The 24199-nt window shown below is 67.7% G+C and carries 19 protein-coding genes and 1 tRNA gene; 16 read left to right on the top strand and 4 right to left on the bottom strand.

From position 1 onward, the window contains the following. The 8 genes from ABZX86_RS02480 to ABZX86_RS02445 all read left to right on the top strand — a co-directional run bounded on the left by ABZX86_RS02480 (window position 1) and on the right by ABZX86_RS02445 (window position 8114). Entirely contained in the window at window positions 1-1719 is a 1719-nt protein-coding gene (locus ABZX86_RS02480; RefSeq protein WP_355119824.1) for an ABC transporter family substrate-binding protein, read from the top strand. After that, entirely contained in the window at window positions 1716-2639 is a 924-nt protein-coding gene (mshB, locus tag ABZX86_RS02475; RefSeq protein WP_355119219.1) for an N-acetyl-1-D-myo-inositol-2-amino-2-deoxy-alpha-D-glucopyranoside deacetylase, read from the top strand. The genes ABZX86_RS02480 and mshB overlap by 4 nt, the downstream gene beginning before the upstream one ends. A gap of 5 nt (window positions 2640-2644) precedes the next feature. Next, complete coding sequence (locus ABZX86_RS02470; RefSeq protein WP_327141978.1) at window positions 2645-2803, top strand: hypothetical protein; 159 nt, start codon at window positions 2645-2647, stop codon at window positions 2801-2803. Then, entirely contained in the window at window positions 2800-3315 is a 516-nt protein-coding gene (locus ABZX86_RS02465) for a hypothetical protein (protein ID WP_355119217.1), read from the top strand. Before ABZX86_RS02470 ends, ABZX86_RS02465 begins: the two co-directional genes overlap by 4 nt. A 125-nt stretch (window positions 3316-3440) precedes the next feature. Next, window positions 3441-4745 (top strand): FAD-binding protein, encoded by a 1305-nt coding sequence (locus ABZX86_RS02460; RefSeq protein ID WP_355119215.1) that lies wholly within the window; start codon window positions 3441-3443, stop codon window positions 4743-4745. A gap of 224 nt (window positions 4746-4969) precedes the next feature. After that, window positions 4970-7330, top strand: coding sequence for a nitrate- and nitrite sensing domain-containing protein (locus ABZX86_RS02455; protein WP_355119213.1), 2361 nt, complete (start codon window positions 4970-4972; stop codon window positions 7328-7330). Next, complete coding sequence (locus ABZX86_RS02450; RefSeq protein WP_355119211.1) at window positions 7327-7743, top strand: roadblock/LC7 domain-containing protein; 417 nt, start codon at window positions 7327-7329, stop codon at window positions 7741-7743. The genes ABZX86_RS02455 and ABZX86_RS02450 overlap by 4 nt, the downstream gene beginning before the upstream one ends. Further along, complete coding sequence (locus ABZX86_RS02445; RefSeq protein ID WP_355119209.1) at window positions 7740-8114, top strand: DUF742 domain-containing protein; 375 nt, start codon at window positions 7740-7742, stop codon at window positions 8112-8114. The genes ABZX86_RS02450 and ABZX86_RS02445 overlap by 4 nt, the downstream gene beginning before the upstream one ends. A gap of 3 nt (window positions 8115-8117) precedes the next feature. On the opposite strand, the gene ABZX86_RS02440 is transcribed toward ABZX86_RS02445, so the two are convergent. Further along, window positions 8118-10073, bottom strand: coding sequence for a GMC family oxidoreductase (locus ABZX86_RS02440; protein ID WP_355119207.1), 1956 nt, complete (start codon window positions 10071-10073; stop codon window positions 8118-8120). 243 nt (window positions 10074-10316) lie between these two features. Here ABZX86_RS02440 and ABZX86_RS02435 point away from each other — a divergent pair, with 243 nt between their 5' ends. Next, window positions 10317-10784 (top strand): carboxymuconolactone decarboxylase family protein, encoded by a 468-nt coding sequence (locus tag ABZX86_RS02435; RefSeq protein WP_327141971.1) that lies wholly within the window; start codon window positions 10317-10319, stop codon window positions 10782-10784. A 96-nt stretch (window positions 10785-10880) separates the two neighbouring features. Here the strand turns inward: ABZX86_RS02435 and ABZX86_RS02430 are convergent, their stop codons facing one another. The 3 genes from ABZX86_RS02430 to ABZX86_RS02420 form a co-directional block, all read right to left on the bottom strand. Further along, the gene (locus ABZX86_RS02430; protein WP_355119822.1) at window positions 10881-12398 is read right to left on the bottom strand and encodes a PH domain-containing protein; all 1518 of its coding nucleotides are present in this window, start codon (window positions 12396-12398) and stop codon (window positions 10881-10883) included. Window positions 12399-12601: 203 nt separating this feature from the next. Beyond that, the gene (locus ABZX86_RS02425; protein ID WP_355119820.1) at window positions 12602-13078 is read right to left on the bottom strand and encodes a PH domain-containing protein; all 477 of its coding nucleotides are present in this window, start codon (window positions 13076-13078) and stop codon (window positions 12602-12604) included. A gap of 159 nt (window positions 13079-13237) precedes the next feature. After that, entirely contained in the window at window positions 13238-14701 is a 1464-nt protein-coding gene (locus ABZX86_RS02420) for a hypothetical protein (protein WP_355119205.1), read from the bottom strand. 244 nt (window positions 14702-14945) lie between these two features. On the opposite strand from ABZX86_RS02420, the gene ABZX86_RS02415 reads away from it, so the two are divergent. The 7 genes from ABZX86_RS02415 to ABZX86_RS02385 all read left to right on the top strand — a co-directional run bounded on the left by ABZX86_RS02415 (window position 14946) and on the right by ABZX86_RS02385 (window position 24082). Then, window positions 14946-17549, top strand: coding sequence for a bifunctional FO biosynthesis protein CofGH (locus ABZX86_RS02415; protein WP_355119203.1), 2604 nt, complete (start codon window positions 14946-14948; stop codon window positions 17547-17549). Between the two features lie 259 nt (window positions 17550-17808). Continuing rightward, entirely contained in the window at window positions 17809-18132 is a 324-nt protein-coding gene (gene fdxA, locus ABZX86_RS02410; protein WP_327141967.1) for a ferredoxin, read from the top strand. A 3-nt stretch (window positions 18133-18135) separates the two neighbouring features. Further along, complete coding sequence (dapC, locus tag ABZX86_RS02405) at window positions 18136-19242, top strand: succinyldiaminopimelate transaminase (RefSeq protein ID WP_355119201.1); 1107 nt, start codon at window positions 18136-18138, stop codon at window positions 19240-19242. Window positions 19243-19318: 76 nt separating this feature from the next. Further along, window positions 19319-19392, top strand: a tRNA-Asp gene (locus ABZX86_RS02400). 291 nt (window positions 19393-19683) lie between these two features. Beyond that, window positions 19684-21333 carry a GMC oxidoreductase gene (locus ABZX86_RS02395; RefSeq protein WP_355119199.1) on the top strand — a complete coding sequence of 550 codons (1650 nt, stop codon included), beginning with the start codon at window positions 19684-19686 and terminating at the stop codon, window positions 21331-21333. A 60-nt stretch (window positions 21334-21393) separates the two neighbouring features. After that, the gene (gene pruA, locus ABZX86_RS02390; RefSeq protein WP_355119818.1) at window positions 21394-23031 is read left to right on the top strand and encodes an L-glutamate gamma-semialdehyde dehydrogenase; all 1638 of its coding nucleotides are present in this window, start codon (window positions 21394-21396) and stop codon (window positions 23029-23031) included. A 31-nt stretch (window positions 23032-23062) separates the two neighbouring features. Beyond that, window positions 23063-24082 (top strand): proline dehydrogenase family protein, encoded by a 1020-nt coding sequence (locus ABZX86_RS02385; RefSeq protein ID WP_355119197.1) that lies wholly within the window; start codon window positions 23063-23065, stop codon window positions 24080-24082. Window positions 24083-24199 lie beyond the last annotated feature (117 nt).

The raw sequence follows: 24199 nt of genomic DNA, 5'->3' as shown, positions 1-24199 counted from the left end.
ATGGTTGCGACCCTGCTGGCGGTCGCGACCGGATGCACCGCGAATCCGCCTCCGCCCATCGAGAGCACCGACAGTCCGAAGACGCAGCCTGCCAAGCCGGGGAGCAATTCCGTGGTGGTGGCGGTGGACGACATCGGCATCGGGTTCAATCCGCATCTGCGCTCGCAGCAGTCGCCGGCGGCGGCCGCGGTGTCGTCGATGGTGCTGCCGAGCCCCTTCCGGCCGGCGCCCACGCCGGCGGTGCCGGGCGGTACCGACTGGGTGCTGGATCCGGCGCTCATGGTGTCCGCGGATGTCACCTCGCAGGAACCGTTCACCATCACGTATCAGATCAAGAACGAGGCGTCCTGGTCCGACGGCGCCCCCATCGCGGCGGAGGATTTCAAATACCTCTGGCAGCAGATGATCACGCAGCCCGGTGTGGTGGATCCCGCTGGGTACCGGCTCATTTCGGATATCAGCTCCTCGGCGGGCGGTAAGACCGTCACCGTCACCATGCGCGAGGAGTACCCGGCCTGGCGGCAGCTGTTCGCGGATCTGCTGCCGCAGCATCTGGTCAAGGATTCCGGATTCGAGCAGGGCCTGATGGACACCATTCGGGTGTCCGGCGCGCAGTTCCGCATCAAGCAGGCCGATCGCGGTCGCGAGGAGATTCTGCTCGAACGCAATGACCGGTACTGGGGCAAGCCCGCGGTGCCGGATCAGATTCTGTTGCGGCGCGGTGGAACTCCCGCGCAGGTGGCCGAATCGCTGCGGGTCGGGGATGCGCAGATGGCGCTCGTGCACGGCGGGGTCGCGCTGCAATCGCAGCTGGCGGCCATCCCGTCGGTGCGGACCGCCGTGATGGCGCAATCGCGGGAAATGCAGCTGGTGCTCAACGGCCGGGTCGGGGATCTGGCCGATATCCGGGTGCGGCGGGCCGTGCTCGGCCTGCTGGATCCGGTGCTGCTGGCCACCGTCGGCGCGCAGACCGGCAGCTGGGTGGAGCCGGTGCGCGCCCAGGTGCTGGCGCCGTCGGATCCCGGTTATGTGCCGACCTCGCCGCCGCGGCTCGGTACCGACGAGGTGTTCGGGCTGCTGAACGAGGCCGGATACGGCCGCGCGCCCGAGACTCCCGCCACCCAGTCGCCGACTTCGCCTGCGCCGCAACCGCGTCCGATCGCCAAGAACGGTAAGACGCTGACGATTCGGATCGGCGCGGTGGAGGGCGACGATTCCACGCTCGCGGTCGCCAATACCGCCGCCGACCAATTACGCAGTGCCGGAATCGATGTCAATGTGCGCAGCATCGCGGCCGCGCAGTTGTACGGCAAGGACGATACCGATCCCGGCGTGGACGCCATTGTGGGCTGGGAGCGGGCGGGCGCCGATCCGGCGACCGTGCTGGCCTCGCGCTACGGCTGCCCGCCGGTGGTGGCGCCCGATGCCCCCGGCAGCGATACCGCCGTCGCGGATGCGGCGAAGAAGTCGCCCTCGAATCTGTCCGGTGTCTGTGATCCGACGCTGCAGCCGGGTATCGACGCCGCCCTGCGCGGTGTCGATGTCGGCAAGGTGATCGGGGATTCGGAGCCGAAGCTGTGGGATCTGGCGACCGTGCTGCCCATCGTGCAGGACACCCAGGTGGCGGCGGCCGGACCGCGGGTGGACGGGGCCTCGCTCAGCGGCGCCATCCAGATCGGCATCTTCGCCGACGCCGCGAACTGGCACCGGCTGCCGTGACCGCGCCGGAAACCGGTGGGCTGCTGCTGGTGCACGCCCATCCCGATGACGAATCCATCACCACCGGCGGCACCATCGCGCACTATCGCCGGCGCGGTGTGCCGGTCACCGTGGTGACCTGCACCCTGGGCGAAGAGGGTGAGGTCATCGGGGAGCAGTGGGCGCAACTGGTCGCCGGTCAGGCCGATCAGCTCGGCGGCTATCGCATTCTCGAATTGACCAGGGCCCTGGCCGCTTTGGACGCGGCGCCGCCGCTACTGCTGGGCGGTGCGGGCCGCTGGCGGGACTCCGGTATGGCCGGGACGCCGTCGGCGAGCAATCCCCGAGCCTTCGTGAACTCCGGCGACAGGGCGGTGCAGGCACTGGTCCAGATCATTCTTCGGCTGCGCCCGAGCGTGGTGGTCGGGTACGACCCGCGCGGCGGATACGGCCATCCGGACCATATTCGCGCGCACGAAATCACCATGGCCGCAGTCGATTCCGCTGTCGAGCTGGGGTGGGAGGTGCCGAAGGTCTACTGGACCGTCACCGACAGCGCCACCCTCGCCATGCATACCGAAGCGCTGAAGCGCCGCACCGTCGATCAATTGCCGGGCGCGCTGCCGCCCGGCTGGCGATTGCCGCACGAGGGCGAATTGGCTTGTGTGCCACACGAATCCGTCACCACCACGGTGGACATCGCGGATGCCCTGGCCGCCAAGCGGGCCGCCCTGCGCGCACACGCCACCCAGGTGACGGTGGCGCCGTCCGGCCGCGAGTTCGCGCTGTCGAACGATATCGCCCAGCCCGTCCTCCCGGAGGAGCACTACATCCTGGTCCGCGGCCGGCGCGGTGAGCCCGGCGCGGACGGCCGCGAGCACGACCTGTTCGCCGGATTGTCCGACACGTATGTTTCACAGTCGACCGGGATGAGACACTGACCTCCATGTACAACTGGGATCTGCAGAATGCGATCGCGGCGTTCGTCGAGAGCCAGCGCCCCAATTTCCAGGCACAGCACGATCTGTATCTGACGGTGCTGTACGGCTTCGTCGATATGCAGAGCCAGTTGCTGACCCTGCTCGGCTTCCCGCCGGTGTCGTGACGGCCGCCGTCAGCGCTCGTACCGGTGATGACGCGAGCGTCGGACTGCGCACGAGCGATAGGTGGGTGGGCGCGGCCATCGCGCTGTTCCTGACTGTCGATGCCTTGATCACGCTGGTGCTCGAGGTGCTCTACCTGCCGCTCTACGCGGGGCACGCGACCGTGCACGAGAGTGCGCCGCTGCTGGCGGCCGCCGCGCCGCTGGCTTCGACCAGTACGACCGCGGGCGCCATCGCACTGCCGCTGACGGCGCTGGCGGCGGCGGTGGTGAATGTGCTGCTGGTGGCGGGCATGTCCGTGGTGAGTACGCGTACCGCCGTCATGATCATGCCGCTGACCGTGTGGACCCTCGGCTTCCTGGTGTGCGCCAGCTCCGGTCCGGGCGGCGACATCATGCTCATGAGCGACTGGCCGACCATGGCGCTGCTCATCTGCGGGCTGCTGCCGGCGGGGTTGTACCTGTACTGGCGGGCCACCTCGCGCTACGCGCACGAGATCGCGGCCGCTCGCTAGCGGTCGCCGTTTCTGTCGTAGGCCGGTGTCACACTTTTCGGGCCTGCGTCGTCAGCCTGTCGAATCGCGCTGAACCGGCCGTGCGCCGCAGCGCTCGGAGACGGCACGCTGATCAGGAACGAGGAATGACCATGGCTTTCGAACAATTGCGCAGTGCGGTCCGAGGCCGGGTGCTGGCGCCCGGCGACGCGGATTTCGAGCAGGCGGTCACCCCGTGGAATACCGCGATCGCGCAGCGGGCGGCGGTGGTGGTCGAGGCCGCCGACGCCGATGACGTGGCCGCGGTGGTGCGGTTCGCGCGGGCATCGGGACTGGCCGTCGCGACCCAGCCGACCGGGCACGGCGCGACCGGCGATATCGATACCGCGATCCTGCTGCGCACCGGGCGGCTCGATACCGTGCGGATCGATGCGGCGCAGCGGCTCGCCCGGGTCGGCGCGGGCGCGAACTGGGGGCAGGTGCAGGCGGCGGCCGCCGAGCACGGCCTGACCGGTCTGGCGGGCAGCAATCCGGTGGTGGGCGTGACGGGCTACACGCTGGGCGGCGGTCTGGGCTGGTTCGGCCGCAAATACGGCTGGGCTTCGGATGCGGTACGCGCCTTCGAGATCGTGGATGCCGCGGGCGAGCCGGCCCGGGTCACGCTGAGCAGCGATCCGGAACTGTTCTGGGCGCTGTGCGGCGGTGGCGGTGATGTCGCGGTGGTGACCGCACTCGAATTCGAACTGTTCCCGGCGCCGCAGCTGTACGGCGGTCGCGTGGTGTGGCCGGGCGAGCGCCTGCCGGAGGTCTGGGACGCGTTCCGCGAGTTGACCTCTCAGGCTCCGGACGAGCTGACGGTGTGGTTCCACCGCTTCCAGTTCCCGAACGCCCCGGAAATGGTGGCGCTCGATGTCGCCTACCTGGGTGCCGCCGAGCAGGGCCGTGAGCTGGTGGCGGTCATCGACCGGCTGGGTGGGGCCGCATCCGATACCCGCGCCGCCATGTCCACGGGAAACCTCGGTGATATCTCCGCCGAGCCGACCACGCCCAGCCCCTCCGTCTCCCGGGCCGAGTTGCTCACGGACCTCGACGAGGCGACGCTCAAAGTGATTCTGGCCGAGCCGGTTGCGCCGCTGCTCAATATTCAGGTGCGGCATCTGGGCGGCGCGCTGAGCCGGCCGGGTTCGGGTGCGCGCGGGCCGGTAGCCGAACCGTATCTGCTGTACCTGCTGGGCCTCGGCATTCCGCAGTTGCGAGATGCGGTGTCCGCCAAGCAGGATGCGGTGGTCGAAGCGCTCGGGGCGCACGTGAGCGGCGCGAAGCCCTATACGTTCCTCGCCGCGGGGGAGTCCGCCACCTCGGCATTCGATGCGGTAACCGTCGATCGGCTGCGGGCGGTCAAGCGAGAGCGCGACCCGCACACGGTGATTCGCGCAAACTTTGGCGTGTGAAGTCAACAGTTTGTCGAGATGATTTGAACCTGTAGTCGATTCGGGATGTTTCCGTTACTCTCTCGACGAGGAAGCGTGACGTATCGCTCATTTCCGGCGGTGTGGCATGAAGTGGGGCGCCACGGCGTTCGGGAGCGGGAAGTATCACTGTGGGCAGCTGGCGGAACCTGCGCAATTCCCTGGGCAGGACATCTGATTCGGGCGGGCGCGGTGTTCGCGGCTGGGTGAGCGTCCGGGTCCGGCTGATGGGGATCGTGCTCATCTCCAGTGTCACGCTGCTGGCCATCGGCGGCGGCGCGGCCGTCTATCTGGTGAAATCCGCTCGGGAATCGAAGCAGTGGGCCGAATTGGCCAGCAGCACCACGGCTCCGGCGATTCTCATGGTGTCGGCGCTGGAGGAGGAGCGGCGGTTGTCCGCGCTGCTGCTGGCCGGTGACGATGACGCCGTGCAGGCCCTGGTCGGCGCGCGTCAGCACTCCGATGCGGCGCTGGCGGCAATGGTCGCCAAGGGCGATGCGGCCCGCGCACTCAATCCCGATGGCGCCGCCGCTGAAATCGCGGGCTTCCAGAAGCTCTTCGAGATGGTGCCGGTCCTGCGCAATGGCGTCGATTCGCGGCAGATGCCGGCCGATCAGGTCTTCGGGTTCTTCACGCAGGTGATCGGCACCATTGTCGCCGCCTCCATGGTGGCGGCCCGGGTGGCGCCGGAGGCCAAGATCGGCATCGAGCTGGGCTACGCCGTCGAGCAATTGCGCGCGGCGGAGGCGCTCTCGCAGGCCGACACCATCGGCGCGGTGGCCCTGACGACCGGTGAGATGCCCGCGGCCCAGCTGCTCGAATTCAGCAATCGGGTGGGCGAATTCCGCAGTGAGGTGGCCTATTCCGCGTCAGTACTGAAGGGCAGGCGGCTCGCGCAGCTGACCGCCATCACCGGTGATCCGGCGTGGCAGCAGGTCACCTCCATGCAGGATGCGCTGATCTTGCGCGGCCCGGTGACCGATGCCGACGCGGACAGCACTGCCGACAGTTCGGCGAAACCCCACGACCGGACGACGCCGAAGGCCGCCACCCCGCTGCCCCTCGGTGTGGCCGCATGGCAGACGGCGTCCGGGCAGATCAATGCGGCATTGCAGAAGCTGTGGGAGGACCAGAGCCGCGACGCCCACGTCATCGCCCGCAAGCAGGGCGATGACGCCACCCGCAATTCGCTGCTCGGCGGTGCGGCCGTACTGCTCATCGCGACTATCGCTTTCGTGGCGGCCCTGCTGCTTGCCAACCGATTCATCGCGCGGATGCGCCGATTGCGCCGTGACACCCTGCAATTGGCCGATGAGCGCATGCCCGAGCTGATTCGCAAACTGGGCGAGGGCGAGGACGTCGATATCAATGCCGAGGTGTCGCGGCTGGACTTCGGCACCGATGAGCTCGGCCACGTGGCGAATGCCTTCAACCGCGCCCATATCGCGGCGGTGTCGGCGGCGGTCGCCGAGGCGAAGACCCGGGCCGGCAGCAATGCGGTATTCCTCGATATCGCGCATCGCAGCCAGGTGGTGGTGCATCGGCAGCTCACCCTGCTGGACCGGGCCGAGCGCGAGGAGCAGAACGCCGATCAGCTCGAATTGCTGTTCCAGCTGGACCATCTCGCGACCCGGGCCCGCCGCAATGCCGAGAATCTGATCATTCTCGGTGGCGAGCAGCCCGGCCGCCGCTGGCGTAATCCGGTGCTGCTGCTCGATCTGGTCCGGGGCGCGGTGGCGGAAAGCCTGGACTACACCAGGATTCAGACCGGGCGGCTGCCCGAGGTGCGCATTGCCAGCCATGCCGTCGCCGATGTGATTCACCTGCTCGCCGAGCTCATGGACAATGCGACGGCCTGTTCCCCGCCGGAATCGCATGTCACGGTGTCGGCGGTGGTGGTCGGCCGGGGTCTGGCCGTCGAGGTCATCGATCAGGGTCTCGGTATGACGGAGGCCGAATACGCCGAACGCAATGCGGTGCTGGCGAATCCGCCCGACTTCAGCGTGGCGACGCTGTCCGGCAATACCCGGCTCGGACTGTTCGTGGTCGCGAAACTTGCTGGGCGGCACAGTATTACGGTGCGCCTGGCCGAGTCCGTGTACAGCGGCGTGCGGGCGGTGGTGCTGATTCCGTCCGTGCTCATGGAGGTCGCGGGTCCGCGCGCCGAGATACCCGGCGGCGGTCCGAACGTGCTGGAGGTGGCGCCCGCGTGGTCGAATGCCGTGCGCTCGGACCACTTCCCGGCATTGCGGGCGCCGGTGCCCAGCAGCCCGATCACCGATCCGAGCCTGGCGACGATTTCCACCCTCGTGGGTATTCCCGCCCCGGTCGCACTGCCGCCGGTACCGCTGCTCCCGCAGGAGCTGGGCGACCGGCCGCATCTGCCGCGCCGGAACCGTCCGGGCGGCCCGCAGGAGGATGCACTGCCGCCGGTGTCCGCACCCCCGGTTTCCGCGCCGCCGCGCCAGCGCACTCCCGACGAAGCGCGCAATCTCATGAGCGCCATTGCGAAGGGCACCCGGCAGGGCCGCCAGGTGCGCCCGGAATCCGAGAAGGGACCACAATGACCACCTCCCAGCGAATCGACCTCGGCTGGCTGCTCGATGAATTGGTGAGCGGACTGCCCGACGCGCAGGCGGCGGTGCTGCTGTCCACCGACGGACTGCTGCTCGGCTTCTCGAAGGGCCAGGAGCGTGCCGATGCCGAGCGTTTCGGCGCGATGGCCTCGGCGCTGCACAGTCTCGCGCGCAGCGCCGGTCAGCACTTCCGGGCCGGCGGGGTCTGCCAGACCGTGGTGGAACTCGATCAGGCGGTGCTGTTCATCACCGCGGCCGGGGAGAATGCCTGCCTGGCGCTGCTGGCCGCGGAGACGGCTGATATGGGCCTGGTGGCCTACGGGATGAATCAGACGGTGCAGCGGGTCGGCACGCACCTGTCGGTGGACCCGCGTCATCATGCGGGCAGTCCGCAACGGCCATGAACGAGCCGCGAGAGCACTGGTACGAGGAGGATGCCGGACCGCTGGTCCGCCTCTACGCCGTGACCCGCGGCCGCGGCCGGGTCGAACGACCGGAGCTGGATCTGACCACGCTGGTGGCCGATGCGTATCCGGGAATGGCGCTGCGGCGCACCGAACCCGAGTACACCGTCATCGTCCGGCTGTGCCGCACACCGCTTTCGGTGGCCGAGGTGGCGGCGCATCTGCGGCTGCCGGTGACCATGGCCAAGGTGCTGCTCGGTGATCTGGTCGACGACGGGCGGCTGGTGTACCGGTCACCGCCGGTGCCCACGGGCAACAGCTCCGATATGGGGCTGCTGCACGCGGTGCTGGCGGGCATCAGATCGCTCTGATCGCTATATCAACTGTGCCGCCAGTCGTGTGGCGTTCATATAGGCGATGGCCTCGATGGACACCATCGGATTGACACCGGGTGCGGTCGGGAAGCTGGAGCCGTCGGCGACGACGATATTCGCGACATCCCAGGTGACGCCGTCGGGGTTGGTGGCCGAGTATTCCGGGGAGCCGCCCATGCGGGCCGAGCCCATAATGTGCAGTGCGCCCATCGCGCACTGCCCCGGACCGTAACCGGCGCGCTTGCAGGCGGCGTCGAACTCGGCGTGCGAACCGCGCACGCCCGGCTCGTAGGACACCCCGGCCTGATGTCCGGAGAAGATGCGGCGCGCGCCCGCGGCTTCGAGAATCGATGCCGCGCCGGTGATTCCGGTGTGCAGGTGGGCGGCGTCGTAGTCCGAGAGCCGGTATTTCACAATGGGTTCGCCGTCGCCGCCCACCGATACGGTGCCCGAATCGCGGTCCCGGGTGATGATGCCGATGGCATCCGAGCGTGCGAAGTCCAGCATGGTGTTTCGATGATCGGCCGCGCCGCGCCAGTTCATGAAACCGGTGCCCAGGCCCGGATGGATCGGCCCGGTCTCGTAGATGACGCCGTAGCCCTTACCGTCCAGATCGGCGTGGTGCCGGCTGATGCGGGTCTGCAGCCCGCCCTCCCACGGCCGGATCTCCTCGTCGAAGACGCCGAAGACCGCCGCGGCCGGATGCAGGCGCAGATGGCGGCCGATGTTCTTGTTGCGCAACCCGGAACGCTTCAGCAGCGCGGGCGTCTGGATGGCGCCGGCCGCCACCACCACCGCGCGGGCCTGCACGGTGATCTCGGCGCCGCCCGCGGTGCGTGCCGAAACCGTCTCGGCGCGACCGTTTTTCACCTCGATCCGGCGCACATCGGCATCGACCACCAAGCGTGCGCCCTTGGTCGCGGCGTCGGCGAGCCAGGTCTTGTTGACCGACTGTTTGGCGCCCAGTCGGCAGCCGTAACCGCAACGACCGCACTCGATTCCGGCATCACAGGCGTCGGTGACATTGCGGGGCAGGGTATCGATATCCCAGCCGAGCGCCTGTGCGCCGCGCTCCAGCACGCCGTCCCGCGCCGACAGCGGCGAGTGGTTGCTGTTGACTCCCAGCCGCTGCTGCACCACCGCCAGCGCATCGCCGTATTCGTCCTCGGCGAACTGTTTCGCGCCCAGCTCCGCCCATTCCTGGCGGACGCTGTCGGGGGTGGGCAGCGAGGTGCTCCAGTTGACGACCGTGCCGCCGCCCAGGCAGCTGCCCGCGACCAGGGTGATCTGGCCTTCGGCCGAGCCCGCGGGGCCGGGTGCGTAGAGACTGGCCAGGGCATCGAGCTCACCGCCGCCGAAATCCCGGTCGTCGTAATAGTTTCCGCGCTCCAGCACCACCACGTCGAGCCCGGCCGCGGCGAGCACCGCCGCCGCCGCACCGCCGCCCGCACCGGAGCCGATGACAACGACATCGCAAGTGAGCGTGGTGGTTTCGGTGAAGCGCAGGGGAGTCAGGGCGGGCTGCGGCGCGGTCTGCAGGGGGCCGGCCGGGGCCGGGTAGCCGATTTCCTTCCACAGCGGGTTGGTGCCGGTCGGGCCCGGGGTGACGTTGTAAGCGAGCAGTGACGCACCCTTGAGGGCCTGGAAGACGGCGCGGACCGGTGCCAGCCGGGAGTCGCCGAGGCGCAGCAGCGCCGCCTCCCGCTGCTCCTGGGTCAGGGTCGAGAAGCGCCGCAGGCCATTGCCGGTGAGCAGGCCCGTCAGCCGTGAGTCCCACAGTCCGAGCAGGGTGGCGAGCTGCTTCTGCTCCGCCTCGCGGGGATTGCGGCCCAGGATCCGGAAGATGGTGTCGACCGCCCCGAGCTCCGTCGCCGCGGGGAGTGTCAGCCCGTCTCCGGGCAGGAACGTATCGCAGATCAGGCCCAGCGCGGCCCGCTGTTCGGCTGTTGGTTCCATGACGAATCCACCCTTCGTAATTCTCGGTGATTTCTACCACAGCACCGGAATGTGCGCTCACTTTTGGGCGCTGTCAACTGGTCAAAGTCTCTGGATGGCAGGTGAATTGGCAGTTACATCGCGGAGGGGTCGCACGCTTCGATCGCAGGTGTGACCACGCCCACATTACTGCCGATGTCACACCTCGGCAGGCTGCGCCGTCGACCTGTTGTAGCCGCACAACGAACCAGAAAAGAGCAGACCATGACCCGCTTCGCCCTGTACGAGAACGAGATCGCCGCCAAGTTCAACAAGCGCCTGGTGACCGCGGCCCGGGTCATCGACGAATCCCCGCTGGACAAGGCCACCCAGGAGCTGGTGAAGATCCGCGCGTCCCAGATCAACGGGTGCGGGATGTGCCTGGACATGCACACCAAGGATGCCGTTCACGCCGGTGAGACCCCGGTGCGTCTGGCCCTGATCGCCGCCTGGCAGGAGTCCAATGTCTTCACCGAGGCCGAGCGCGCCGCCCTGGCGCTGACCGAGGAGGGCACCCGGCTGGCCGACAACAGCCGCGGCATCAGCGCGGACACCTGGGCGCAGGTGCGCAAGTCCTACGACGACGACCAGATCGGCGCGCTCATCTCCCTCATCGCGACGATCAATGCCTGGAACCGTCTCAATGTGATCGCGGGGATGGCCGGCGGCGACTACGTCCCCGGCCAGTGGTGAACGGCTGAACCGAAGCACCTCCTAGCGCGAATCAAGGCCCGGCAGTGGATCATTCGATCCTGTGCCGGGCCTCGTTCGTGTTCTGCGCATTGTGGCTCAGCGCGTTCCGAGCTGACCCGGAGTGACGGCCTCGATCAGCGGCCACGCTTGCTCGAAGGGGATGTCGATCACGTGATAGCGCTTCTTGCCCGCGGCCGTCGCGGCGGTGATGGTCGCCAGCCCGGCCCGGCGCTGGAACCAGGATTGCTTGACCGTCCAGCCGATGATGCCCGGGCCCTCCAGGCAATCGCGGTCGCGATCCAGGGAGCCGCTGCGAGTGATCAGCCAGGTGGGATTGCCGTGTGCGGCGGGAATCACCGCATGGCCGAGGCCGCGGTAGCGATCCCAGGCCAGCGCGGCGGCCAGGACGGCGGCCACGGCCAGCAGCACCCACGGCCAGGCCGGAATATCCACGCCCGCAAGCGATGCCGCGATCAGGGCGACGGCGATCAGCGCGAGGGGACTGAAGGCGCGAGTGAAGCGCCGCCGCTGTGCGGCCGGTCCGTGCGGGAGCAGCGCGGCGGTCACCGGCGGTGGCGCGGCGGGGCTGGGGGCGTCGAGATCGGCGCCCGAGTCGAGCAGATGCGCGACGGTGCGATCGATCGCGGTGCGCGGCGCCTGCGGCAGAATCTTCTGGCGAGATTTGGTGCCGGTCATAATGGTTTCGAGTTCGGCGGCCCCGGCCAGGCGCAGCAGCAGGGGCTCGTTGACGGTGACACCGCGCAGCCGGGCCAGATCGAGGGTGATCTGACGGGTGGTGAACAGGCCGTGCCGAATGTGCAGGGTGCTGCCGTCGTCGATGACGCGCAGCCCGTAGTAGGTGGCGAGGTAGCGGGCGCAGGCGGTGAGACTGACGAACAGCACCAGGAAGACCAGGAGCGCGGCGATCGCCAGCGCAATGGCTTGTGCGCCACCGTCTTCCAATCCCTGTACGGCGTCGGAATTGACGATGACCTTCGCGAAGCCGTACTGGAACGCCAGGCCGAGGATCGGGGCGATGATCGCGAATCCGGTCAGGGACAGCGGGGCGTACCGCACCCAGTCCGGCTGCCAGTGCGCGATTTCCACCGGCGGCCTGGCCTCGGGGGCCGGGGTGGCCGATTTCCCGAGCACGACGGTGTGGTGCTCACCTGATTCCGTAACCTGCTGTCCGGCAGCGGGTTCCGATCCGATCTGAGTGTGCTCGAGCAGTGTGGTGCGCAGCGCGGGCACCAGTCGGGCGTCGAGGGAGTCGAGCCGGAACCGGTCCTTGCGCTCGGCCTGCTGGCCGGTGCCGATGGACAGCACCGCCAATCCCAGCACCCGGTGCAGCAGATCGGCCTCCACATCGACCGACCGCACCCGAGTGCGCGGCACCGAAAGCCGTTTGCGCTGAAACAATCCCGTGCGCAGTTCCAGATTGTCCGGGGTGATGCGGTAGGTGGTGGTGAACCAGCGGGTGAGCGCGAAGGTGATGATGACCCCGACCACGCCGAGGCTCCACACCGGACTGTCGCTGCGCGCACCGGCGATCAAGGTCGCCAGCAGCACCGGGATATAGCGGATGAGTTCGGTGATGGGATGCACCAGCAGCATGCGCCGATCCAGCCGCTGCCAGGACTCGGCCTCCGGAGCGCCGGGTGCGGCCGCCGAGCTCGGGAATGCCGGGGACGCATGGGACGGCTGCGCATGGGACGGCTGCGCATCGGACGGGGACACATAGGTCGGTTGCGCATCGGACGGACGCGCATAGGGAGATGGCGCATAGGACGGTGCGGGATCGGGGCCGGGCGGATGACTCATGTCGCGTCTCCGCGATGCCGGGCCGCGATTTCGGTGAGCTGGGTGACCGTGCGCCGGGCGTCCTCGGTCTCCAGGGCGCTGATGTGCACGGCCCCGGCGGAGGACGCGGTGGTCACCGTGACGGTGGCCAGTCCGAGCAACCGCTCCAGCGGTCCCCGGTAGGTGTCCACCGTCTGCACGCGGCTGATCGGCGCGACCCGGCTCTCCTGCGTGAACCACCCGGTCCGCGTGTACACGGCCTCATCGGTGATCTCCCACCGATGCACCGCATACCGCCACAGCGGCACCGCCACAATGCTGAATGCGGCTGCCACCACCGCGATTCCGAGGATCCACACCTGCGCCGTGCGCCGCGGCGGATCGACGATCATCCAGATGATCAGCGCGATGAACGGGAAGATCCACGACAGCGTGGCACTGATTGCCCACAGCAGTTTGGCCCGCGGACTCGGATGCCAGGCCGGGTCCGCCATGATGCCGCCCGGGGCGGTGCGAAGCTCGCCGGAGGCGGTGCGGGTGTCGCCTGAGGCGGGACGATCGGACATACCCGCCATGCTTTCACGATTCCGCCCCCCAGCGCGGCAGTTGCCGCACCCACACCCCCCATCGACACCGCACACCCGTGGCGGGGGCTAGCGGGGGGTGATGCGGAAGAGGCCGCTCAGGGTGCCTTGGTATTGCACGCGGCCGGGGGCGATGGTGCCGACCATTTGGAGGGTGTCCTGAACTGTGGTGGCGCCCAGGGATTGTGCGCTGTCGACGGTGCCGGTGGCGGCGTCGATGACGGTGAATTTGTAGGTGTCGGCTACGCCGCCGGCGCTGCCGCTGGGGAGCAGGCCGGCGCTGCCGGAGCCGAGTGCGCCGTAGCGGGCGACCGTATAGATCTTGCCGTCGGCTACCGAGAGGCGGGGGACCGCGGCCGAGGGAACGGTATCGGTCCACACCACCGAGCAGCCGGAGCCGGTGACGTCGATGCGGGTCATGCCGCCGGTGAAGGATGCGCTGGCCGGTTGGCTCGGGCCGGCGTTCGCGGGCAGCTGCGGGTACGGGTAGCCGTAGGTGCTGGCGACGAAGAGGCTGTTGCCCGAGCCGATGGGGGAGTTCTCGGTGCCGTCGATGGCCGGTACCGAGCAGACGCTGTGTCCGGTGGCGGTGTCGAAGACCAGCAGGTTTTCCTTGGGCGCCGCGTTATCGGTGATGGCGACGTATTCGGTGCCGCTGCCGGGTCCGAAGAAGGTGGGGGTGGCGCCGGTGCCCCAGCTCAGCTGACCGGGTTTGCGCGCGGGGCCGCGATCGTAGGGCTGCCGCCACAGGATCTGCGGATTGCCCGAGGAGTCGGTGTTCAGCTGGTAGAGCGCGTGATCGGTGGCGATGGAGACGCCCTGCGGCGCCGAGGAGATGGAGTTGGCCACCGTTTCGCCGGGCGCGAGTTCGATGGCGCGGGCCGCGCCGGTGGCCGGATCCACGTAACCGGCGGCGCCATTGTCGGTGGCGAACCAGACGCGCCCGTCGTAGTCGGGCGTCACCGCGGCGACCTCATCGCAGGATCCGCCGCCGCAGTGCGCGGTAACCGCCTGCGACACAGGTGTTTTCGATGCGATGGACAGCGTCCAGGACCCGTCGCCGCCGCGCTGGTGCCCGATGCGCAGCAGATTGCCGCTGCCGTCGACGGTGACCATGCGGTTCTGCTCGTCCAGGTAGGCATACACGCCGCCGAGCAGGCTGCCCTTGGTGAGATCCAGTGTGGCGAGCGTATTTCCACTGTTCGGGTCGAGCAGCAGCACCTCGGGCGAGCGGTCGGTGATCTTGGTGCACAGCGCCTGCGGGAAACCGTCCGCGCCCTGCAGGATGGTCGGGCAGGCGGCGGCCTCCTCGTGGAAGTCGGCATTGATACCGCCGGTGCCGGGTCCGGGCAGCGGGGTCGAGTCGGAGGATTCGGCATCACCGTGCATGGTCGCGGTGCCGACCGGCCCCAGATACGGGTTGGCGGGTGGTAGCGGTCCGAAGGCGGCCGAGGCCGGACTCGTGGCGACGGTCAGCAGGAGCGTCGCACCGGCCGCGGCGACGACGGTGGCGCGGCTGAGTCTTTCGAACACGGATTCCCGCTTTCTGTAAACGTCCAGTGCGAATATTCGAATCGAATGATGCGAGTAATCGTGGCGGATGACCTTAGAAGAGCCGCCAGGCCCCCGCAAGGTTTTGTCCCATCGGCCATGTCACATCCGGCGATCATCGCCGCGGTGCGCGAGGATATGCGGGGGCGACGGTGGAATAGCCTGCCGTGGCGCCCGGTTGCCAACCCTTATGGCACCCGAGTCGGATCAGCCGGATGGATGGCGCATGATCGAGAGCGTGACGGATCTACCGAACCCGAGTACCCCACCGGCTCCGCCCAGCCCCTCGGGGATGCGCCGGGCGTTGCGGCGGGCGCGCGACGGCGCGACGCTCAACCTCGACGAGGTGGTGGTGCTGCTGCAGGCGCGCGGCGCCGACCTGGAAGATCTGAGCAGATCTGCGGCCCGGGTGCGCGATGCGGGACTGCGCGAGACCGGCTATGCGGGCGAGACGCTGCCGATCACCTACTCGCGCAAGGTATTCATCCCGCTCACTCATCTGTGCCGGGACAAGTGTCACTACTGCACGTTTGTCACCGTGCCCGGCAAGCTGCGCGCCGCGGGCAAGGGCATGTACCTGGAGCCCGACGAGGTTCTCGAGATCGCCCGCCAGGGCGCCGAACTCGGTTGTAAGGAAGCGCTTTTCACCCTCGGTGACCGCCCGGAGGAGCGCTGGCCGGAGGCCCGGCAGTGGCTCGACGAGCGCGGTTACGACTCCACCCTCGACTATGTGCGCGCCATGTCCATCCGGGTACTCGAGGAAACCGGCCTACTGCCGCACCTGAATCCGGGCGTGATGAGCTGGGCCGAACTGTCGCGGCTCAAGCCGGTGGCCCCGTCCATGGGCATGATGCTGGAGACCACCTCCACCCGCCTGTTCACCGAGCCGGGCCAGGCGCACTACGGCAGCCCGGACAAGGATCCGGCGGTGCGGCTGCGCACGCTGACCGATGCGGGCCGGCTCTCGGTGCCGTTCACCACCGGCATTCTGGTGGGCATCGGCGAGAACCTCACCGAGCGCGCCGAGTCGATCATGGCGATTCGCAAGTCGCACAAGGCTTTCGGGCATGTGCAGGAGGTGATCGTGCAGAACTTCCTGGCCAAGCGCGACACCGCCATGCGCGATACCCCGGATGCGGGGCTCGAGGAGTTCTGCGCCACCATCGCCGTGGCCCGGCTGCTGCTCGGCCCGAAGATGCGGATTCAGGCCCCGCCCAATCTGGTATCGCTCGCCGAATGCCGCGCGCTCATCGATGCCGGCATCGACGACTGGGGCGGCGTCTCGCCGCTCACCCCCGATCATGTGAATCCGGAACGGCCCTGGCCGAATCTGGAGACCCTCGAGCAGGTCACCGCCGATGCGGGTTTTGTGCTCACCCAGCGCCTCACGGTGCACCCGAAGTATGTCCAGGCGGGCCACCCGTGGATCGATCCGCGCGTCTCCGGGCATGTGGCGGCGCTGGCCGATCCGGCGACGGGCTTGGCCCGGGATGTGAATCCGGTCGGGCTGCCCTGGCAGGAGCCGGACCACGATTGGGAGTCGGTCGGCCGGGTCGATCTCAATACCGCCATCGACTCCGAGGGCCGCAATACCGAATCGCGCAGCGATTCCGCGCTGGCCGGTGACGGCCTGGGCGCGTTCGGCGACTGGGAGACCATTCGCGAGCAGGTCAAGGAGCTCGCGGTTGCCGCGCCCGAACGCTTCGACTCCGACGTGCTGGCCGCGCTGCACGCCGCCGAGAAGGATCCGGCCGGGCTCACCGACGATCAGTACCTGGCCCTGGCCACCGCCGACGGCCCGGCTCTGGAAGCCATTACCGCGCTGGCCGATCAGCTGCGCCGCGATACGGTCGGCGACGATGTCACCTACATCGTGAACCGGAATATCAACTTCACGAATATCTGCTACACCGGCTGCCGCTTCTGCGCGTTCGCGCAGCGCAAGGGTGATGCCGACGCCTTCACGCTGAGCGCTTCGGAGGTCGCCGACCGCGCCTGGGAGGCGCATGTCGAGGGTGCGACCGAGATCTGCATGCAGGGCGGCATCGATCCCGAGCTGCCCGTCACCGGCTATGCGGATCTGGTGCGCGCGATCAAGGCGCGGGTCCCCGGCATGCATGTGCACGCCTTCAGCCCCATGGAGGTCGTCAATGGTGCTTCACGCGGCGGGCAGAGCATTCACGACTGGCTCGCGGCTCTGAAAGAGGCTGGGCTGGACACCATTCCGGGCACCGCCGCCGAGATTCTGGACGATGAGGTGCGCTGGGTGCTCACCAAGGGCAAGCTGCCCACTTCGGCCTGGATCGAGGTCATCACCACCGCGCACAAACTGGGCATCCGCTCCAGCTCGACCATGATGTACGGCCACGTGGACAATCCGAAGCACTGGGTCGGGCATCTGCGCGTGCTGCGCGGAATCCAGGACGAGACAGGTGGTTTCACCGAATTCGTGCTGCTCCCGTTCGTGCATCAGAGCGCGCCGTTGTACCTGGCGGGAGCCTCGCGCCCGGGCCCGACCGTGCGCGACAACCGGGCCGCGCACGCGCTCTCGCGCATCATGCTGCACGGCCGCATCGACAATATTCAGACCAGCTGGGTCAAGCTCGGCACCAAGGGAACCCAGCTCATGCTCAACGGTGGCGCCAACGATCTGGGCGGAACCCTCATGGAGGAGACCATCTCCCGCATGGCCGGCTCCGAACACGGCTCCGCCAAAACGATCGAGGAACTCACCGAGATCGCCACCGGCATCGGCCGCCCCGCCCGCCAGCGCACCACCACCTACGGTGTCCCGCCGCACCGCCCCCCGGTCGCACTCACGGTCGGCTGAGCTCCAGGGGTATAAACCTCAAGGTCGTGGCCCGCCCGGTTCTGGACTGAGCGGAGCAATGCCGCGCAGCGGCGAGCGCAGGGAGGGAAGAACCGGGTAACAGGGCCACGACCCCGCCGCAGCGAAGCGGAGGCAGAAGATACAGCACAATGGTCACCAGAAGTTAGGACAGGCTGACCAGTAGTAACGTGTACCCGCCGGGATAATGTTTCGGCGGGGCGGACTATCCCGCATGTGAGGACAGACTAGGAGAACGGCAGTGCCGTACATCATCGCTGAACCGTGCGTTGACGTGAAGGATAAGGCGTGCATCGAGGAGTGCCCCGTAGATTGCATCTACGAGGGTGGGCGCATGCTCTACATCCAACCGGACGAGTGCGTGGACTGTGGTGCATGTGAACCGGTGTGCCCGGTAGAGGCCATCTTCTACGAGGACGACACTCCGGATCAGTGGAGCGGTTACATCAGCGCCAATGTCGAGTGGTTCGACGATCTGGGTTCGCCGGGTGGCGCGACCAAGGTCGGCAAGGTGGACTTCGACGTGCCGTTCATCGCGGCGCTACCCCCGATGGCCGCGGAGTAGGTCTTGGTCGCGCGTGGCCGGGTGAGTGCGCTACTACCCGATTTCCCTTGGGACACCATCACTTCCGTGAAGGCGAAGGCAGCTTCGCATCCGGGCGGCCTGGTGGATCTTTCCGTGGGCACACCGGTCGATCCGGTGGACCCGCTGATCCAGCAGGCCCTGGCCGCGGTGGCCGCGGTGCCCGGCTATCCGACCACGCACGGCACCCCCGAATTGCGCGAAGCTGTTGTCGCAGCACTGAAGCGGCGGTTCGGGATCACCGGCGTGGCGCCGGAGGCGGTGCTTCCGGTGATCGGCACCAAGGAGCTGATCGCCGGACTGCCGCGCACGCTGGGGCTGGGCTCCGGCGATCTGGTCGTGATTCCCGAGGTGGCCTATCCGACCTACGAGGTGGGCGGGCTGCTGGCGGGCACGCGAATCCTGCGGGCGGACAGCGTGACTCAGATCGGCCCGGAGCGCCCGGCGCTGATCTTCCTGAACTCGCCGTCCAATCCGACCGGCAAGGTGCTCGGCGTCGAACATCTGCGCAAGGTGGTCGAGTTCGCGCGCGAGCGGGGCGCGGTCCTGGCCTCCGACGAGTGCTATCTGGGCCTGGCCTGGGAGGGCCGCGCGGTCTCGATCCTCGATCCCGAGGTGTGCGACGGCGACCACACCGGACTGCTCGCCATCCACTCGCTGTCCAAGACTTCCAATCTGGCCAGCTATCGCGCCGGTTTCGTCACCGGTGATCCGGCGCTGATCGCGGAACTGCTCGAGGTGCGCAAGCACTCCGGCATGATGCTGCCCTTCCCGATCCAGTCCGCCATGACCGCGGCCCTCGGCGACGATACGCACGAGGCGCAGCAGCGCGAGCGCTACCGTGCCCGCCGCGAGCTGCTGCGAAAGGCCTTGCTGGAGTCCGGGTTCCGGATCGACGATTCGGAGGCCGGACTGTACCTCTGGTCGACCCGGGACGAGCCCTGCCGCACCACCCTGGACTGGCTGGCCGAACGCGGCATTCTGGCCGCGCCCGGCGAGTTCTACGGCCCGCGTGGTGCACAGCATGTGCGGATCGCGCTGACCGCCACCGACGAACGCATCGCCGCGGCGGTTGAACGCCTGACCAGCTGATTTACTCTTGCCCACCGGGTCGTGCTAACGTCTACCGCGTTGCAAGGCCCGGTGGTTTTGCTTCGACATCAAGCATGGCCCTGTAGCGCAGTTGGTTAGCGCGCCGCCCTGTCACGGCGGAGGTCGCGGGTTCGAGTCCCGTCAGGGTCGCTGTTCCACCTCTCTGGAACTTTTGCGCACGGCCTTGGAGCCGTTTCCCGTTGGGCACGCGTGCCTGCGGTTGAGAGCCGAAACCATTTTGGACGTACCCGGTGAGTTACCCGGACCTCGCGAAATCAGTTGTCGCCTTTTAGAACCCCGGTTTTGTATTCGCTGATGTGTTGCGCGACACGCTTTGTCGACTCGCCGATCGAAGTGTTCAGTTTTGCGCAAAAGTGACACACAGGCACTTCACAGTTCGTATAACAGGTTCCCACCTAGGTCTCGATGAGGAGCCGATCCATGCGCGGATTTGTCTATGAAAACGCTGGTAGCAGCCAGTTCGGCAGTAATGTCAGCCGTCGGGGTTTTCTAGCTGCAACAGGTGTCATTTTGGGCGCCGCGGTACTCGCCACGAAGGCCCCGGCGCAGGCGCTGCCGACCAAGCAGCTGGCCGATGGGGACAAAGTTCCGGTGCTGGTCATCGGTTCGGGCTATGGCGGAGCGGTTGCTGCACTGCGGCTGGCCCAGGCGGGGGTCGATGTCGCGATTGTGGAGAAGGGCATGTCGTGGTCGCAGGCCGGCTCCGACGGAAAAGTCTTCTGCAACATGCTCAATCCGGACGGCCGGTCGTTCTGGCTGCGCACCGAGACCGATCAGCCGGTCAATCACTTCATGGGCGCGCCCTACAACAAGTCCATCAGCAGCTACACCGGTGTGCTGGATTCCGAGCAGTTCAGCGGGATTCGGGTCTATCAGGGCCGCGGCGTCGGCGGCGGCTCACTGGTCAACGGCGGCATGGCGGTGACGCCGAAGCAGGAGAACTTCGCGAGCATCCTGCCGTCGGTGGACGCGGGCGAGATGTACGGCACCTACTACCCGCGCGCCAATACCGCGCTCGGGGTCAATCAGATCGACCAGACCTGGTTCGAGACTGCGGACTGCTATCAGTTCGCGCGGGTGGGCCGCAAACAGGCGCAGCGGTCCGGGTTTTCGTACACCTTCGTGCCGAACGTCTACGACTTCAATTACATGAAGCAGGAGCAGGCGAACACCGTCACCCGGTCGGCGCTCAATGCCGAGGTCATCTACGGCAATAACTTCGGCAAGAAGTCGCTGGACAAGACCTACCTCGCCGCCGCCGTCGCCACCGGCAAGGTCGGCATCACGCCGCAGCACATGGTCACCGCGGTCGCGCCGACCACCGGCGGCTACCAGGTGACCATGAAGCAGATCGATACCAGCGGCAATACCGTGGCCACCAAAAACATTGTGGCGCAGCGGGTCTTCTTCGCGGCGGGCAGTGTCGGCACCAGCAAGCTGCTGGTCACCCAGAAGGCCACGGGCAAGCTGCCCAATCTGCCGGATTCGGTCGGCACCGGCTGGGGCAACAACGGCAATGTCATGGTGGCGCGGCAGAATCAGGCCTGGGACGCGACGGGCGCGCTGCAATCGTGTATTCCCTGTCTGGGCATCGACAACTGGGCCGATGCCGGCGGTCCGGCGTTCGCCGAGGTATCGCCGTTCCCGGCCGGGATCGAGACCTTCGCCAGCCTCTACCTGGCGATCACCAAGAACCCGAATCGCGGCACGTTCAGCTACAACTCCGGCAGCGGCGGGGTGGACCTGAACTGGCAGACGGCCTGGAATCAGCCGGGTATCGATGCGGCCAAGCGCATTTTCGACAAGATCAACAGCAAGGAGGGGACGATCTACCGCACCGACCTGTTCGGCACGTACAAGACCTGGGGCGACGACTTCGCCTACCACCCGCTCGGCGGCTGCGTGATCAACCAGTCCACCGACAACTACGGGCGGCTCACCTCCTATCCGGGGCTGTACGTCATCGACGGATCGCTCATTCCGGGCATGACCACGGTGAATCCGTTTGTCACCATTACGGCGCTGGCAGAGCGCAATATCGAGAAAATCATCGCGACAGATCTGAAGTAACCGCAGAAGTTTCGGTGCGTCTGCACCCCAGCGGTCGTGTTGTTCGCGATAGCCTGGGATATGGACGCTGTCACGGTTGTCCCTGCCCCCGCAAACGAACCGGTGCACACCTATGCACCGGGTAGTCGAGAACGTGAACTGCTGACGGGCAGGCTCGCCGAAATCTCCGCAGGATCCGTCGACGTGCCGCTGGTGATCGGCGGCAAACATCAACCCGGTACCGGTGAACGTGCCGACATAGTCATGCCGCATCGGCATCACCATGTGCTCGGCACCTTCACCGACACCACACACGAGGAGGCGAGCGCGGCCGTCGAAGCCGCGAACGCCGCCGCCCCGGCCTGGCGGGCGCTGCCGTTCGACGAACGCGCGGCAGTCCTGCTCCGGGCGGCGGACCTACTGGCCGGGCCGTGGCGCGAGACCATTGCCGCCGCGACCATGCTCGGACAGTCGAAATCGGTGCAGCAGGCCGAAATCGACGCACCCTGCGAGCTGGTCGACTTCTGGCGCTTCAATGTCGCCTTCGCCCGGCAGATTCTGGAGCAGCAGCCGCAATCGTCAGCGGGTGTCTGGAATCGGATGGACTACCGGCCCCTCGAGGGGTTCGTCTACGCCATCACGCCGTTCAATTTCACCGCCATCGCCGGAAACCTGCCCACCGCCCCGGCGCTCATGGGCAATACCGTGGTCTGGAAACCCTCACCGACACAGACGCTTTCGGCGTACTACACCATGCAGGTGCTGGAGGCCGCGGGCCTGCCGCCGGGCGTGATCAATCTGGTCACCGGTGACGGCAGGCGGGTTTCGGACGTGGCGCTGGAGGATCCGCGCCTGGCGGGCATCCACTTCACCGGGTCGACCCCGACCTTCCAGTCCCTGTGGCAGCGCGTCGCGGCGAATATCAGCCGGTACCACGGTTATCCGCGTCTGGTGGGCGAGACCGGCGGCAAGGATTTCATTGTCGCGCACTCCTCCGCCGATCCGGATGCCCTGCGCACCGCCATGATTCGCGGCGCGTACGAGTATCAGGGGCAGAAGTGCTCGGCGGCTTCGCGCGCCTATATCGCCAAGTCGGTATGGCAGAAGATGGGGCACGACTTCCTGACCGAGGTGGATGAGCTCACCTACGGCGATGTCGCGGATCTGTCGAATTTCGGTGGGGCGGTGATCGATCGGCGTTCCTACGACAAGAATGTCGCGGCCGTCGAGCGGGCCCGGGACCAGGGCGTCGGCATCCCGGCCGGTGGCGTCTACGACGACAGTGAGGGCTTCTTCGTGCGGCCCACGGTGCTGTTCAGCGATGATCCCGGTGACGAATCCTTCGCCACCGAGTACTTCGGGCCCATCCTGTCGGTACACGTCTACGACGACAGCAGTCCGGACGGGTATGCGGATGTGCTGGCCGTGGTGGACTCGACCTCGCCCTATGCCCTGACGGGAGCCATTTTCGCCCGCGATCGCCAGGCCGTCGAACAGGCCGCCGCCGCACTGCGATTCGCGGCCGGGAACTTCTATGTCAATGACAAGCCCACCGGCGCGGTGGTCGGCCAGCAGCCCTTCGGCGGTGCGCGCTCCTCCGGCACCGACGACAAGGCCGGGTCGTATCTCAACCTGCTGCGCTGGGTCGCCCCGCGCACGGTGAAGGAAGCCTTCGTCGCCCCTGCCGATTACCGCTACCCGCATATGGATACGCCGTGAAGCCGGCGGCCGCTTCGAGCAGGAGGTGCCGATGAATCCGTTACGGCCGTTGATTCTCGCCGCGGCGGGTTCGCCGCGGATGAAGCGGGCGGTGACCGCGACCCCGATCACCGCCGCGGTGGTGCGGCGGTTCGTGGCGGGGGAGACCCGCACCGAACTCGGGCCGGTGGTGCGGGCACTGCTGGCCAGCGGGCGATCGGTCAGCGTCGACTTCCTCGGTGAGTACACCACCGAGCGGTCGATGGCGGATGCCGCTGTGGCGGAATACATTTCGCTCATCGACCAGCTGGCCGAACTGGATCGGGCGGTGCCGGTGACGGCCGGCGGCCCGACCACCTCGCCGCCCGGTCCCGCCGGAGCGCCCGCGTCCGCGCGGGCGGATGATGCGGTGCCGCGCGTGGAGGTATCGGTCAAACTCTCCGCGCTGGGGCAGTCGATCGCGGTTGACGGGCCCGCCATCGCCGCCGAGAATCTGCACAAGCTGTGCGCCAAGGCCGTCGAATCGCGGGTGTGGGTGACGGTGGACGCGGAGGATCACACCACCACCGGCGATACGCTGCACGCGGTGCGGCAGGCGCGCGCCGAATTCCCCTGGCTGGCAGTGGCAATGCAGACCTATCTGCGCACCGCCGAGGACGATTGCCGGGACGCGGCGACCTCGGGCACGCGGGTTCGGCTGTGCAAGGGGGCCTATCAGGAACCGGAGACCGTCGCCTATCAGCGGCGGGCCGAGGTGGATTCGTCCTATCTGCGCTGCCTGGACGTGCTCCTGCGGGGCGGCTGGTATCCCATGGTCGCCTCGCACGATCCGGCCATGATCGAGGCCGCGCTCGCGCTCTCGGCCGAACATCGGCGCAGCCCCGGTGATTTCGAATTCCAGATGCTCTACGGGATTCGTGATGCCGAACAGCGCCGGCTGGTCGAGGACGGGCATGCGCTGCGCGTCTACATTCCGTACGGCACCCAGTGGTACGGCTATCTGATGCGGCGGCTGGCGGAGCGTCCCGCCAATATCGGTTTCTTCCTCCGGGCGCTCACCGAGCGCGGTTAGGATCGGCGAATTCGCAGGAAGAGGTGGTGTGAAATGGGGGCCTGCCACATGCCCCCATTGTCGATGGCACCGGATCTTTCGGCTCGTGAGCGGATTTCGGCGCGGATACCTTCAGCG

The sequence above is a fragment of the Nocardia sp. NPDC006630 genome, from assembly GCF_040611495.1.
GTDB lineage: Bacteria > Actinomycetota > Actinomycetes > Mycobacteriales > Mycobacteriaceae > Nocardia.
This window is presented reverse-complemented; position numbering and strand designations above follow the sequence as displayed.

Bases quoted from the DNA above. Each gene is read 5' to 3' on its own strand.
- ABZX86_RS02425 (WP_355119820.1), bottom strand. From the start codon at position 13,078: ATGGCGGACCCGGCCTGGCATCCGAGTCCGCGGGCCAAACTGCTGTGG.
- ABZX86_RS02395 (WP_355119199.1), top strand. From the start codon at position 19,684: ATGCGCGGATTTGTCTATGAAAACGCTGGTAGCAGCCAGTTCGGCAGT.
- ABZX86_RS02480 (WP_355119824.1), top strand. From the start codon at position 1: ATGGTTGCGACCCTGCTGGCGGTCGCGACCGGATGCACCGCGAATCCG.
- ABZX86_RS02435 (WP_327141971.1), top strand. From the start codon at position 10,317: ATGACCCGCTTCGCCCTGTACGAGAACGAGATCGCCGCCAAGTTCAAC.
- pruA (WP_355119818.1), top strand. From the start codon at position 21,394: ATGGACGCTGTCACGGTTGTCCCTGCCCCCGCAAACGAACCGGTGCAC.
- ABZX86_RS02450 (WP_355119211.1), top strand. From the start codon at position 7,327: ATGACCACCTCCCAGCGAATCGACCTCGGCTGGCTGCTCGATGAATTG.
- ABZX86_RS02415 (WP_355119203.1), top strand. From the start codon at position 14,946: ATGATCGAGAGCGTGACGGATCTACCGAACCCGAGTACCCCACCGGCT.
- ABZX86_RS02470 (WP_327141978.1), top strand. From the start codon at position 2,645: ATGTACAACTGGGATCTGCAGAATGCGATCGCGGCGTTCGTCGAGAGC.
- ABZX86_RS02440 (WP_355119207.1), bottom strand. From the start codon at position 10,073: ATGGAACCAACAGCCGAACAGCGGGCCGCGCTGGGCCTGATCTGCGAT.
- ABZX86_RS02430 (WP_355119822.1), bottom strand. From the start codon at position 12,398: ATGCTGCTGGTGCATCCCATCACCGAACTCATCCGCTATATCCCGGTG.
- ABZX86_RS02460 (WP_355119215.1), top strand. From the start codon at position 3,441: ATGACCATGGCTTTCGAACAATTGCGCAGTGCGGTCCGAGGCCGGGTG.
- ABZX86_RS02385 (WP_355119197.1), top strand. From the start codon at position 23,063: ATGAATCCGTTACGGCCGTTGATTCTCGCCGCGGCGGGTTCGCCGCGG.
- ABZX86_RS02445 (WP_355119209.1), top strand. From the start codon at position 7,740: ATGAACGAGCCGCGAGAGCACTGGTACGAGGAGGATGCCGGACCGCTG.